This is a genomic window from Bacillus sp. G402 (genome assembly GCF_051172515.1).
Taxonomy (GTDB): domain Bacteria; phylum Bacillota; class Bacilli; order Bacillales; family Bacillaceae; genus Bacillus; species Bacillus altitudinis.
Genome location: NZ_JBPIZC010000001.1, coordinates 1,518,915 through 1,530,501, shown reverse-complemented (window position 1 = coordinate 1,530,501; position 11,587 = coordinate 1,518,915). Strand labels below are relative to the sequence as shown.

General features: G+C 39.9%; 14 protein-coding genes. 7 read left to right on the top strand and 7 right to left on the bottom strand.

The window, feature by feature from the left end; translation table 11 throughout:
• Nucleotides 1-228 precede the first annotated feature (228 nt).
• The gene (locus tag ACSBQP_RS08020) at nt 229-831 is read left to right on the top strand and encodes a lysophospholipid acyltransferase family protein (RefSeq protein WP_017360344.1); all 603 of its coding nucleotides are present in this window, start codon (nt 229-231) and stop codon (nt 829-831) included.
• Nucleotides 832-870: 39 nt separating this feature from the next.
• Here the strand turns inward: ACSBQP_RS08020 and ACSBQP_RS08015 are convergent, their stop codons facing one another.
• The gene (locus tag ACSBQP_RS08015) at nt 871-2,202 is read right to left on the bottom strand and encodes a hemolysin family protein (protein WP_007497105.1); all 1,332 of its coding nucleotides are present in this window, start codon (nt 2,200-2,202) and stop codon (nt 871-873) included.
• 58 nt (nt 2,203-2,260) lie between these two features.
• Nucleotides 2,261-2,701 carry a MerR family transcriptional regulator gene (locus ACSBQP_RS08010; protein ID WP_076821966.1) on the bottom strand — a complete coding sequence of 147 codons (441 nt, stop codon included), beginning with the start codon at nt 2,699-2,701 and terminating at the stop codon, nt 2,261-2,263.
• Between the two features lie 335 nt (nt 2,702-3,036).
• Between ACSBQP_RS08010 and ACSBQP_RS08005 the strand changes: the two genes are divergently transcribed.
• Both ACSBQP_RS08005 and ACSBQP_RS08000 read left to right on the top strand, forming a co-directional pair.
• Nucleotides 3,037-4,419 carry a hemolysin family protein gene (locus ACSBQP_RS08005; protein ID WP_025207018.1) on the top strand — a complete coding sequence of 461 codons (1,383 nt, stop codon included), beginning with the start codon at nt 3,037-3,039 and terminating at the stop codon, nt 4,417-4,419.
• A gap of 89 nt (nt 4,420-4,508) precedes the next feature.
• Nucleotides 4,509-4,901, top strand: a complete 393-nt coding sequence (locus tag ACSBQP_RS08000) for a hypothetical protein (protein ID WP_017360342.1) — start codon at nt 4,509-4,511, stop codon at nt 4,899-4,901.
• Here ACSBQP_RS08000 and ACSBQP_RS07995 read toward each other — a convergent pair.
• From ACSBQP_RS07995 to ACSBQP_RS07985, 3 genes are read right to left on the bottom strand one after another with little or no spacing between them, the layout of a single operon-like run.
• Nucleotides 4,898-5,263, bottom strand: a complete 366-nt coding sequence (locus ACSBQP_RS07995; protein ID WP_046527367.1) for a CrcB family protein — start codon at nt 5,261-5,263, stop codon at nt 4,898-4,900. The genes ACSBQP_RS08000 and ACSBQP_RS07995 overlap by 4 nt on opposite strands.
• Complete coding sequence (gene crcB / locus ACSBQP_RS07990; protein ID WP_017366925.1) at nt 5,264-5,665, bottom strand: fluoride efflux transporter CrcB; 402 nt, start codon at nt 5,663-5,665, stop codon at nt 5,264-5,266.
• Nucleotides 5,665-6,381 carry a glycerophosphodiester phosphodiesterase gene (locus tag ACSBQP_RS07985; protein WP_250027056.1) on the bottom strand — a complete coding sequence of 239 codons (717 nt, stop codon included), beginning with the start codon at nt 6,379-6,381 and terminating at the stop codon, nt 5,665-5,667. The genes crcB and ACSBQP_RS07985 overlap by 1 nt, the downstream gene beginning before the upstream one ends.
• 305 nt (nt 6,382-6,686) lie before the next feature.
• Here ACSBQP_RS07985 and ACSBQP_RS07980 point away from each other — a divergent pair, with 305 nt between their 5' ends.
• The 3 genes from ACSBQP_RS07980 to ACSBQP_RS07970 all read left to right on the top strand — a co-directional run bounded on the left by ACSBQP_RS07980 (nt 6,687) and on the right by ACSBQP_RS07970 (nt 8,802).
• Complete coding sequence (locus ACSBQP_RS07980; RefSeq protein ID WP_017360338.1) at nt 6,687-6,788, top strand: YhdX family protein; 102 nt, start codon at nt 6,687-6,689, stop codon at nt 6,786-6,788.
• Between the two features lie 164 nt (nt 6,789-6,952).
• On the top strand, nt 6,953-8,041 hold the full coding sequence (locus ACSBQP_RS07975) for a mechanosensitive ion channel family protein (protein ID WP_007497114.1): 1,089 nt from the start codon (nt 6,953-6,955) through the stop codon (nt 8,039-8,041).
• Between the two features lie 29 nt (nt 8,042-8,070).
• The gene (locus ACSBQP_RS07970; RefSeq protein ID WP_026050067.1) at nt 8,071-8,802 is read left to right on the top strand and encodes an NAD-dependent protein deacylase; all 732 of its coding nucleotides are present in this window, start codon (nt 8,071-8,073) and stop codon (nt 8,800-8,802) included.
• Between the two features lie 38 nt (nt 8,803-8,840).
• Here the strand turns inward: ACSBQP_RS07970 and ACSBQP_RS07965 are convergent, their stop codons facing one another.
• On the bottom strand, nt 8,841-9,695 hold the full coding sequence (locus tag ACSBQP_RS07965; protein WP_435028306.1) for a polysaccharide deacetylase family protein: 855 nt from the start codon (nt 9,693-9,695) through the stop codon (nt 8,841-8,843).
• Between the two features lie 295 nt (nt 9,696-9,990).
• On the opposite strand from ACSBQP_RS07965, the gene dat reads away from it, so the two are divergent.
• Entirely contained in the window at nt 9,991-10,845 is an 855-nt protein-coding gene (gene dat / locus ACSBQP_RS07960) for a D-amino-acid transaminase (RefSeq protein ID WP_008348952.1), read from the top strand.
• 210 nt (nt 10,846-11,055) lie between these two features.
• Here dat and ACSBQP_RS07955 read toward each other — a convergent pair whose 3' ends face one another.
• On the bottom strand, nt 11,056-11,562 hold the full coding sequence (locus tag ACSBQP_RS07955) for a universal stress protein (protein WP_017366927.1): 507 nt from the start codon (nt 11,560-11,562) through the stop codon (nt 11,056-11,058).
• Nucleotides 11,563-11,587 lie beyond the last annotated feature (25 nt).

Sequence of the window (11,587 nt, the reverse complement as noted above, 5' to 3'; positions counted from 1 at the left end):
CAAATCAGGAAAAAAACTCAAAAAACGACAATTTTGGACACATTTCTTCCTCTATTCTCTCCTAAAAACACATACTTGAATACAGAAGGAGCGGTCATCTTAAGTGAAAAGATGATTTTAGTGAACCGTCTCTATTTTATCAGCAGGAGAAAGTTTTTAGTACCAGGTAATAAAAAATTTGTTATAATAGAAACAAATCCTTCATTCTTCAAACAAAGGAAGTGCACTATGTATAAATTTTCAGGCTATACCGTCAAAGCATTTTTTGCTCTCCGAGGCGGAATCAAAGTATATCAAAAAGAGAATCTGCCAACAGACCGAGGGTTTGTCATTGCTTGTACGCATGAGGGTTTTGTGGATGTTCTTGCATTAGGCGCAGGAATTCTTCCGTTTGAGATCCACTACATGGCGAAAAAAGAATTGTTTGCAAATAAATGGATCGGCGGATTTTTAAAGAAGATTCATGCTTTTCCAGTTGATCGAGAGAATCCTGGGCCAAGCAGTATTAAAACGCCCATTAAATTATTAAAAGAGGGGAAAATCGTTGGGATTTTTCCAAGCGGAACACGTACAACAGAAGATGTTCCTTTAAAAAGAGGGGCCGTTACGATTGCGCAGCTCGGCAAATCACCAATCGTACCAGCAGCGTACAAAGGACCTTCTAATGCGAAAAGCCTTTTTAAGAAGGGGAAAATGCGCTTAATCATTGGTGAACCGATTGAGCTGTCTGAATTTGATCATCTGCCGCCAAAAGAAAGATTAGGTGCGATGACAGAAGTATTAAACACAAGAATCAAAGAACTTGAAGCTAAGTTAATCGAAAAGGGATAAAGAAAACGACCACTTGCTAAGGCAAGGGTCGTTTTTTTCTTAAGAAGCGCCTTCTTCAGCTGCTTCTAATAGTTGTTCGTTTAGTTTTTTGACTTCGATGTATGCCACATGGTGTCCATCGACTTCATTAATGATAAATTCATAGCCTTGTTCACGAATCGCGTCATTTTTCTCGACTTCATATTTTTGTGTAAGGAACCAGCCGCCGATTGTGTCGACTTCTTCGTTATCAAGCTGAATACCTAGTAGCAGGTTAACTTGATCTACAAGGACCTTTCCATCAAAGATATAGTGGTCTTCTCCCAGTTTACGCACTTCGTTGATTTCATCAATATCGAATTCATCACGAATCTCACCGACGATTTCTTCAAGGATGTCTTCAACCGTTACAAGTCCTGCTGTACCGCCATATTCATCTGATAAAATGGCCATGTGTACACGCTCACGCTGCATTTTAAGCAGTAGATCATGAACAGGAACTGTTTCAATTACATGAATAATCGGGTTTACAAAATGTTCGATCGTATCACTTGTGGAACATTCACCACTAATACATGCAGTGAGTACTTCTTTAATATTCACAACACCGATGATGTTGTCTTTATCGCCATCTTCAATTGGATAACGTGTATATTTCTCGACCTTTGTCACTTTCAGCATTTCCTCAATCGTAATATCATGAGGGAAGCTGACGACTTCGGTACGAGGAATCATAATTTCTTTCGCCAGACGGTCATCAAATTCAAAAATTTTATTCACATATTTGAATTCAGACTGGTTAATCTCGCCGCTCTTATAGCTCTCTGATAAAATAATCCGCAATTCTTCTTCAGAGTGCGCCATGTCATGCTCAGATACTTGTTGAAGACCAAATGCTTTCGTTAATAAACGAGCAGATCCATTTAACACCCAGATAAAAGGGAACATCACTTTGTAAAAAATCATAAGCGGTCTAGCAAATAGAAGGGACACTTGCTCAGCCTTTTGAATGGCGAGTGTTTTTGGTGCAAGCTCTCCAACCACGACGTGTAAAAACGTCATAATACTAAACGCAATAATAAAAGTGACAATATGACTGGCTGATTGAGGAATCGACAGCTCTACAAATAGTGGAGCAAGCATGTGCGCAATTGTTTCTTCCCCTAACCAACCAATCCCAAGGGCGGTAATGGTAATACCGAGCTGACAGGCCGACAGATACTCATCAAGGTGAGTCGTGACGTGCTTGACAGCAACTGCTGTTTTATTACCTTCTGCAATTAATTGATCAATTCTTGAGCTTCTTAAGCGAATGATCGCAAACTCCGATGCAACGAAAAACGCGGTTAAAGCTATAAGTAAAGCAACTATGAGTAAATTCACTATGTCCAATTAAGGCCTTCGTTCTGACTTTGAGAACGAAGGTAACACCTCCTGTTTAGTAAAAATTTTAACTTAACAGCAGTAAAAATGATTGGACAGCCGTCATTTTTTCAGGAGTAAGCTGCTCTTTTAGTTTTTCACGTTGTTCTGGCTGAAGCTGCTTACAACGTGCCAAAATGCGGTCCATATGCTCATTCATCCGATCGATATCAGAGGTTAAATGGACAAGTTCGTCATGTTCTTCCTTTTGAGAAGGGAATTGTTCATCTAATCTGGATTTGATGTCAGAAAGAGCCAATCTCTGCTGTTTGCAAAGAACGATTAATTGTAATCGTTTTAAAGCATGTTCATCGTAATAACGATAATTAGAGCAAGATCTAACAGGCGCAAGCAACCCTAGATTCGTATAATAATCTACAGTTCGTTTCGTCACCTGTGCAATCTGTGCTAGTTCACCAATACGATACTTTTTCTCAGCCCCATCTGAACATCTCCTCCTAACCGTCACGTTATAGTTTATGAAAATAGTTTAATATAATTCGAGTCTGAAATACAAGATAATTGTTCAGATTTCCTGCCAATATGAAGAAACAAAGGGCATTTCCATCAATTTAGGTTGTCATCTCTAAAATACTGTAGCGATACAGGAATTTTCAGATTATTTATGGTAAGATAAAATGAATACCGTTTCATATATATGTAGAGAGACGGATTTTACGTGAACCGGAGGTGGTTAAGTGGGGCCCTCAAAGTAGTCTTATTTAATCAGTTAACCGTTTTGCAAAAGACAACATCATCAATCAGGAGGTGACTCCTTGTTCTTCTAAGAAAGAGCAAGGTTAAATGGACGATATTGTTAATCTGAGTATAGTCGGAGTTTTGATTGCTTTAACAGCTTTCTTTGTTGCATCTGAATTTGCCATTGTAAAGGTGAGAAGTTCAAGAATTAATCAGCTTGTTGCCGAAGGGTCCAAAAAGGCTATCATGGCGAAAAAGGTGACATCAAGGCTAGATGAATATTTGTCAGCCTGTCAGCTCGGTATTACAGTGACATCCCTTGGTTTAGGGTGGATCGGTAAACCGGCAGTAAAAGAACTTTTAGTTCGAGGTTTTGGTTTGACAAACATTCCTGATTCAGCAATCAGCCTGATCTCAGCAACACTTGCGTTCTCTATTATTACCTTTTTGCATGTAGTTGTTGGCGAGCTTGCACCAAAAACACTTGCCATACAAAAGGCAGAAAAAATGACGCTTTGGCTGTCAGGACCGCTGCATGCATTTTATATCCTTATGTACCCTTTCATTTATGTGTTGAACGGGTCAGCCCGTGTACTAACGAAAATGATGGGTATCGATATGGGGTCTGAAAAAGAACATTCCCATTCCGAAGAGGAATTAAAGATTTTATTATCTGAAAGCTTAAAAAATGGGGAAATCAACTCATCAGAGTATAATTATATGAACAAGATATTCGATTTTGATAATCGAATCGCAAGAGAAATTATGATACCGCGAAGAGAAATTTGTGCGATTCCAGAAGATATGCCGTTAGACGAAATACTGGCGATCATGACAAAGGAAAAGTACACACGTTTCCCCGTGTTTTCAGGGGATAAAGACCATGTCATTGGCATGCTCAACAAAAAGCAGCTCTTTGCAGATATTGTGTATCTAGGAGAAAAAGATCAACTGAAGCTTCAAGATTATATTTATCCAGTGATTGAAGTGATTGACACGATTCCAATTCAAGAGCTTCTCGTCAAGATGCAGCGCGATCGAATGCATATGGCGATTTTAACGGATGAATATGGCGGGACATCTGGACTTGTCACAACGGAGGATATTTTAGAAGAGATTGTTGGAGACATTCGAGATGAATTCGATGAAGATGAACAGCCGGTCATTCAAAAGAGAGCGGAGCATCATTATATATTAGATGGAAAAGTGAGATTAGAGGAAGTTCAAGATTTGATCGAAATGTCATATCATGATGAAGAAATTGATACGATAGGCGGGCTAATCTTAAATGAGAACATTGATATCCGAGAAGGACAATCCATTTACCTTGATGATATTCGGATGAAGGTCTTGGAGATGGATGGACGCTATGTGAAAAAGATCGACCTGAAAAAAGGCGTCACATCATCAGAAAAAGAAAATACACGCACAGGGCTTGATATAAAAGAGCCGCTGTTAGTAAATGAAATGACCTTGAGCGAAAAATAAGCTCAAGGTTTTTTTAGGTATTTAGCCTCTTTTTTGAGAATATATGTTCGTATATAATAAGAACAAACGTTCGTAAAAGGGGGATGGACATGCTCTGGTATGAAACAGCAAGTATCACGGAGAAAAAAACCTCAATGAAACGTATTGAGTTTCATTTAAAAAATTTCAAGAACTATCAAGCAGCCATTTTAAATATTGAAAGACAGCTTGAAAAACGAAGTTCTCTCCAACATCATCATATGGCACGTCAAAAATTAGAAGAGCAGAAAAGTCAGTATGAACTGATTGTTGCTTGTATTGAAACGGCTTTAAAAGAATTGGATGAAATAGAGCAGCAGCTCATTGATTATAAGTATTTTCGAGATTGGCGCATGGCAAAATGTGCAATCGAAATCGGCTATAGTGAGAAGACACTATTTTTAATGAAGCGACAGCTGATGGATCAACTGCTCATCAGCCTAGCTGCCATCACAGATATTTAAAACAGAAGTTGTCCTATTTGATAAAACGCCGCAAAAAGGCATAAAGAGCCGATAATTGTCACAAGTAAATAGGCAGCAAGCTTTCCTATTTGACGCTGCATCAGCATCGTCGCAGATTCTACACTAAACGTAGAGAATGTGGTAAAGCCGCCAAAAAAACCGGTTCCTATGATCACTAGCAGTGGATGATTGGACGTTAAAGCTCCTGTGAGAAAACCCAAACCGGCTGCACCTAATAAATTAATGAAAATAATACTGTACGGGAAAAGGGCATGGGATGGAGTTTTCTGGATTGTTTGGCTGATGAAGAAACGACATGCACTACCGATCCCTCCAGCTACAGCTGTACAAAAAACAATCATTTATCTGCTTCCTTTCTGCTGCTTATTTTGATGAAAGAGCCGTTCAGCAAGGATCAGGCCAGCTAAAGCAGCGGCTACTCCAGCAATGACTGAGAGCAGGATGTACATCATACTTAAATTGAACTGCCCTGCCTGTAACAGAAGAACTGTCTCTTTAGAAAAGGTGGACATGGTCGTAAACCCGCCGCAAAAACCTGTTCCAATCAAAGCTGCAAGATCTTTTTTTCCTTTCTGAAATAGAAAGTATCCTGTCGCAAAACCAAGAAGCAGGCTGCCGGAAATGTTTTCAATCATCGTTGCATAGGGGAATGTCTGGCTGATGACAGTTTGACTTAGTTCATATCTGCAAAGTGTACCAATCAATCCACCGATAAAAACGGCGAAATAAGTTTTCATCTGCATCATTTCTCCTTTTGAAAAAATAGCGGGTTATCGGTTACCACACCATCAATTGGATATTTTTTGATTCGATCCGCTGTTTTTTGATCTTTTACAGTCCATATAAACACATCCATCCCGAATGTTTGGATGCGGTCTATCCACCATCTATTGATCATCGTTTTCTTCATATTAAGACAATTTGCAAACGAGCTGTATGTCGTTAACTTTCGTTTCGTTAGTTTAAATGCATCGGGCTTTATAATCAAAGCTGTGCGAAGAGAAGGGGCAAATGCTTTGATTCTTTGTAGTGCATGAACATCAAAAGATTGAATCATGATATGACGAGAATAGGCAAACCGATTGATGATGCGGGCAACGGCCTTTTCGATTCCTATCTGCCGTTTTGGGTGTTTGATCTCGATCAATATCCCAATCCGCTGACTGTATCTTTCAAGAATTTCTTGTAATGTTGGAATTCGTTCATTCGTATACTGGTGGTCAAACCAGCTTCCTGCGTCCAATTTTTTCAACTGATCAAGTGTATAGCTTTTGACTAAACCGTTTCCATTCGTCGTTCGATCAACGGTATCATCATGGATGACGACGACGTGCTGATCCATTGTCATTTGTACGTCTAATTCAATATAATCTGCTCCTTGCTCGACAGCTACATCAAACGCAGCGATTGTATTTTCTGGGGCTGCGCTTGATGACCCTCTATGTGCGATAATATACACTTGCTCCAGCTCCCTGACATAAGTTCTGGTCTTATCATATCAAATGCTTTGGTGGTTTTCCTTCTTTACTATATGGAGAAGAAGAGCGCCGTATTATCATGGAACCTCAGTACTGAAAAAGCTTGATGTATCATTTTGAAAAGTTTACAGGAATAGAGCAAGCTTTGATTGAGTAAACCTGAATTACATCAATTTTTCTTCGATCAATTTTGTCCAAATCGTCAGCGTTCGTCAAAATATTAGTGCTTTCGTCATGTTGACTGAAAATTCTGATGTTTTATAATGATGAAAAGGAGGCGAGATGATTGGGTAAAGGGAGAATTAGAGTGGAAGAACGTATTAAGGCCGAAACGGATGCTGAAATGTTTAAAGCGACTCTCCTTGATCAGGCTCAGAAGAAAAAGTAGTTTGCTGCCCGTCGATATGTCTCAAGCCAAAATTTCATAATTGAACATCATGCCTCGGGATAGGTCCCGAGGCTTTTTATATAGAGGTCAGACATTTAAGAGAGGACATAAACGAAGGTTATATTATAAACTAGAGAGGATTGTTTTAAAGGAGAGAGACAGAGATGTTTACACAAAAATGGATGGATACATATTTTACAGTCGATATTGCGATCCAAATAGGCATTAGCCTTTGTATTTTATTGCTTTTTTTATTACTTCGAAAAGTATTTACGAAATACTTGTTTCACCTGCTCTTTAAGCTGACAAACAGGTCTAAAACCGAAGTCATTAATCAAATTGTCGTGGCGTTTGAAAAACCTGCGAGACTGTTTTTTGTGGCACTAGGTTTATATTTTGCGTTAAGACAAGCCCCATACTTTGAGCACCATATGGATGTCATTGTCAAATTGTATAGATCCTCTATTATTTTGATGCTGACGTGGGGACTTTGTAATCTAACCGCAGCTTCTTCCTTCTTATTTCAAAAAGTGAATTCAAAATTTGAATTAGAGATGGATGATATTTTAGCGCCATTTTTATCAAAGGTTCTTCGTTTTATTATTATTGCACTGAGTATTAGCGTCATTGCACAAGAGTTTAATTATGATGTGAACGGACTTGTGGCTGGGCTTGGTCTAGGTGGTCTTGCTTTTGCGCTCGCTGCGCAGGATACAGTGGCGAACTTTTTTGGAGGAATTGTGATTATTACAGAGAAGCCTTTTACAATGGGCGATTTTGTAGAGACTCCAAGTGTACTTGGGACTGTAGAGGACATTACCTTCCGAAGCACAAAATTTAGAACACCTGCTGAAGCGGTGGTGACTGTGCCAAATTCGACCCTTTCAAAGGAGCCGATCACAAATTGGACGAGAATGAATAAACGTCAAATTACGTTCTCCGTTCGCGTATCTTACAATACACCGAAAGAAAACATTGATAAGTGCATCAAACGTCTGAAACAAATGCTTTATGAGCATGATGGGGTTCATAAGGAAACGATTATGGTGAATCTCGATGTGCTGGCAGACAGCTATTTAAACTTATTCTTCAACTTTTATACAAACACAACCGCTTGGTCTGAAAACCTGGATATTAAGCAGGATATTAACTATCGCATTATTGATATTTTCCATGAAGAAGGGGTAGAATTTGCTTTCCCTGGACAGACCATTTATATGAAACAAAAAGGTGAGAAACAGCTGGGTGAATAAAGGAGGAATGGTGGTTGGATCAAACAAAAGTGGCAGCGCTAAGAGAGAGATTATCAAAGGCCTCACATATTACAGTCCTTTCAGGTGCTGGGATGAGCACAGAATCGGGAATTCCCGATTTTAGATCAACGGGTGGACTATGGACAGAAGATACTTCTCGCATGGAGGCAATGAGCCGGTCCTACTTTTTATCACATCCTCATCAATTTTGGCCGAAATTCAAAGAATTGTTTCAAATGAAGATGAGTGGAGAGTACGAGCCAAACGCTGGACATGCTTTTTTAGCCAATTTAGAAAAGCAAGGAAAACGCGTGGATATTTTCACGCAAAATATCGATGGTCTGCATAAAAAAGCGGGAAGCCAGCATGTGTATGAACTGCATGGTTCCATTCAAACAGCTACATGTCCATCATGCGGGTCAACATACGAACTGCCTTATTTATTACAAGAAGAGGTACCGGTTTGTGAGCGGATTTCATCAGACGGCCGCACATGTGGACGAGTACTTAAAACAGATGTTGTCCTTTTTGGAGACATGGTGAAGCACTTTGATCAAGTGGAGAAATCGCTCCAGCAAACGGACATGCTACTCGTCATGGGAACTTCCTTAGAAGTGGCACCAGCCCGATATATTCCAGAAGATGCTGCTCATCATCCTTCCATCTTTAAGGTCATGATGAATTTAAGTGAAACGGAATTCGATCCGCTGTTTGATCTTGTCTTTCACGAACGAATTGGCGAGCTTGTGAATGCTTTATAAATCATAAAAAACCCGCATCCAATAGGTGCGGGTTTTCTTTATTGCTGTAGTGGCTTCATTGTTTCATCAAGGACTTCAAACGTGTAGCCCTTCGCCTTTAATTGTGTGATCAGACTGTTTAAGTATTTTGCGGTAGCTGGCTGATCATGCATTAAGATGATTTTTGGCTCTTTCGGGTACTTGGTTTCAAGCACTTGCAGCTGATTTAATACTTCTGGTACATATTTTGAGCTTTTATATTTCCAGTCAAGACTGTCAATGGTCCAGTCCCAGTATACAAAGCCTTTTTGTTTTAAACGTGTTTTTTGCTGGTCTGTTAAGTTTGGAGAACTGCCATAAGGTGTTCTCACAAGATGTGTATATTCACCAGTAACAGAAGCCAATATACGTTGATCTTCTTTCATCTCATTTACAGGAGAATCACTTTTTTGATAAAAGCGTTTCACATCATGCGTGATGCCATGAAGTCCTAATTGATGCCCTTCTTGATGAAGTCTTTCCACAGCTGCTGGGTGTTCTTTGATTTGCGGCCCGAGCATAAAGAATGTGGCCTTCACTTGCTGTGATTTTAGCACATCTAACATCTGATTTGATGTAGCAGAAGGGCCATCATCAAAGGTCAAAAAGATCGTTTGATCCGTTACATGTTTGTTTGGATTGATCTTAAAATGTGCATCTAATGTTTTTGGCGAATCATCTTTTGGTTTCAGACTTGTACTTGTGTCTCGAAATGGACTGCTCGCAGACACTTCATTCGGTTGATCTGCTGCCTGCATATTGGTTTTAGATATATCCCAAATGAAAAAAAGGATCAATGTCAGAATGACTAGACCAATTGCCTTTGAGAGCAGCATCGTGTTTGAAGGTGTCTGTTTTTTCGTAACCCGTTGCATTACAATCGCTCCAATAAATCAGTAGTTTGTGTCGAATCATGTAGTGGATTCTGTCTTTTTTCGCTGTTTTTTGTCGTGCTCATATGGAGTAAGTATACAGGAAAAAAGAGCCTATGAATATAGAAGATGCTAAAAAATTGGAATCTTTTTGGTTATGAATCTATATTTGTTACAATAGAAGGTTATCCAATCAAATGGATATGAAATAATTCTGAATAATCATTGAAACGTTTACATTTATCCGCTAAGATAGCATCAGATTCAACCATTAAGCGAAGCGAAGGGGAGATTCCATATGAAAGTATTGTACAATGGGGATTTTATTGAAAAAAAAGATGCACATGTTGATATTGAAGACAGAGGCTATCAATTTGGCGACGGAGTCTATGAGGTCATCCGCGTATATAATGGGACTTTGTTTACATTAAAAGAGCATACTGAGCGTCTATTCAAGAGTGCAAAGGAAATCGGCATTCATCTGCAAGGTACAGTATCCGATATGGAAGAGAATTTGAAGAAGCTAGTCGCAGATAATCAAGTGATTGATGGTGGCGTGTATATTCAAGTCACGCGAGGCGTCGCACCTCGTAAACATCAATATGGTGCACTTACCCCTCAGATTACGGCATATACATTTCAAGTGAAAAAGCCTATTCAAGAGCAGACAGCTGGTGCGAAAGCTCTATTGTCTGAAGATCTTCGCTGGTTAAGATGTGATATTAAAAGCTTAAACCTTTTATATAACGTCATGGAAAAGCAGAAAGCGTCTGAAGCTGGTGCGTTTGAAGCGATTTTAATAAGAGACGGCTTTGTGACAGAGGGAACGTCCTCGAATGTGTATGCCGTCATTGACGGTGTCATTCGTACACACCCAGCAAATAACCTGATTTTAAACGGCATTACACGTAGAAAGCTGCTAGAGGTTTGTCAGGAAGAAGGATGTCGTGTGGAAGAAACCCGCATGAGTAAAGACGAACTTTTGCATGCGCAGGAAATTTTCATTAGTTCAACGACAGCTGAAGTGATTCCAATTGTAGAGATAGATGGTCAGCCAGTTGGGGAAGGTGTTCCAGGGGAGATCACGAAGCGTGTACAGGAAGGGTTCCAGAAAAAAATTAAGCATGAAAGCGAAGCATCTATTTCTTCGTAAAAGGAAAAAGGCTGTAAACCAATGTTTACAGCCTTTCAGCGTGTAGACAAACCCTCGCATTCGGTGTCAGTCCTGCGTGCTGGTGCTCACGAATGTCAAATTCGCTCCGCGCCAGTACTCGTCCTTCCTAGGGCTGCAAAGGTTTTCTATCACGCTGAAAAGAAGACAAAGGGCTAAAATAAAGTTCATTTTAGCCTTTTGTGATGACATTTATTTCACGATCAGTACAGGTATATCTGATTTGGACGATAACTTTTCACTCACACTGCCAAAGAGCATTTTTTTCAATCTGCTTTGGTCACGTGCTCCCATGACGATGAGGTCTGCTGAAATCTCTTCAGCGTATTCGATAATCGCTTCTGCAGGCTCCCCTTCAACAATTTCAATTGCAGCTTCAAACTGCTCTTCATTTAACAGCATTCTTGCTTCTGCAACGACCTCTTCTGTATGATCTTCAAAAATCAAGGGACTTTGCTGTTCATCATGAGGTACATACACAGGGGGTGTTTGAAGGTCTGCCATGCCGCCTCCGATATAAGCGCCGCCAGTCATTGGGCGAGGTGCATCAAACACCTGTCTGCTGGATTTCCCATCATGAGCGTAGGCAACGGTTAGCTTGGCATGCAACGTTTTGGCTAAAGCGATTGCCTTCTTTAATGCTTTCTTACTGTCTTCATGTCCATCAAACGCAACGACCATCCGATCAGCTTGAAACAATGTCCTCATTCCTTTCAAAAGGAGT

Bases quoted from the DNA above. Each gene is read 5' to 3' on its own strand.
- ACSBQP_RS08000 (WP_017360342.1), top strand. From the start codon at position 4,509: ATGCTCTGGTATGAAACAGCAAGTATCACGGAGAAAAAAACCTCAATG.
- ACSBQP_RS07995 (WP_046527367.1), bottom strand. From the start codon at position 5,263: ATGATTGTTTTTTGTACAGCTGTAGCTGGAGGGATCGGTAGTGCATGT.
- ACSBQP_RS07965 (WP_435028306.1), bottom strand. From the start codon at position 9,695: ATGCAACGGGTTACGAAAAAACAGACACCTTCAAACACGATGCTGCTC.
- ACSBQP_RS07975 (WP_007497114.1), top strand. From the start codon at position 6,953: ATGTTTACACAAAAATGGATGGATACATATTTTACAGTCGATATTGCG.
- ACSBQP_RS08020 (WP_017360344.1), top strand. From the start codon at position 229: ATGTATAAATTTTCAGGCTATACCGTCAAAGCATTTTTTGCTCTCCGA.
- crcB (WP_017366925.1), bottom strand. From the start codon at position 5,665: ATGCAGATGAAAACTTATTTCGCCGTTTTTATCGGTGGATTGATTGGT.
- dat (WP_008348952.1), top strand. From the start codon at position 9,991: ATGAAAGTATTGTACAATGGGGATTTTATTGAAAAAAAAGATGCACAT.
- ACSBQP_RS08005 (WP_025207018.1), top strand. From the start codon at position 3,037: ATGGACGATATTGTTAATCTGAGTATAGTCGGAGTTTTGATTGCTTTA.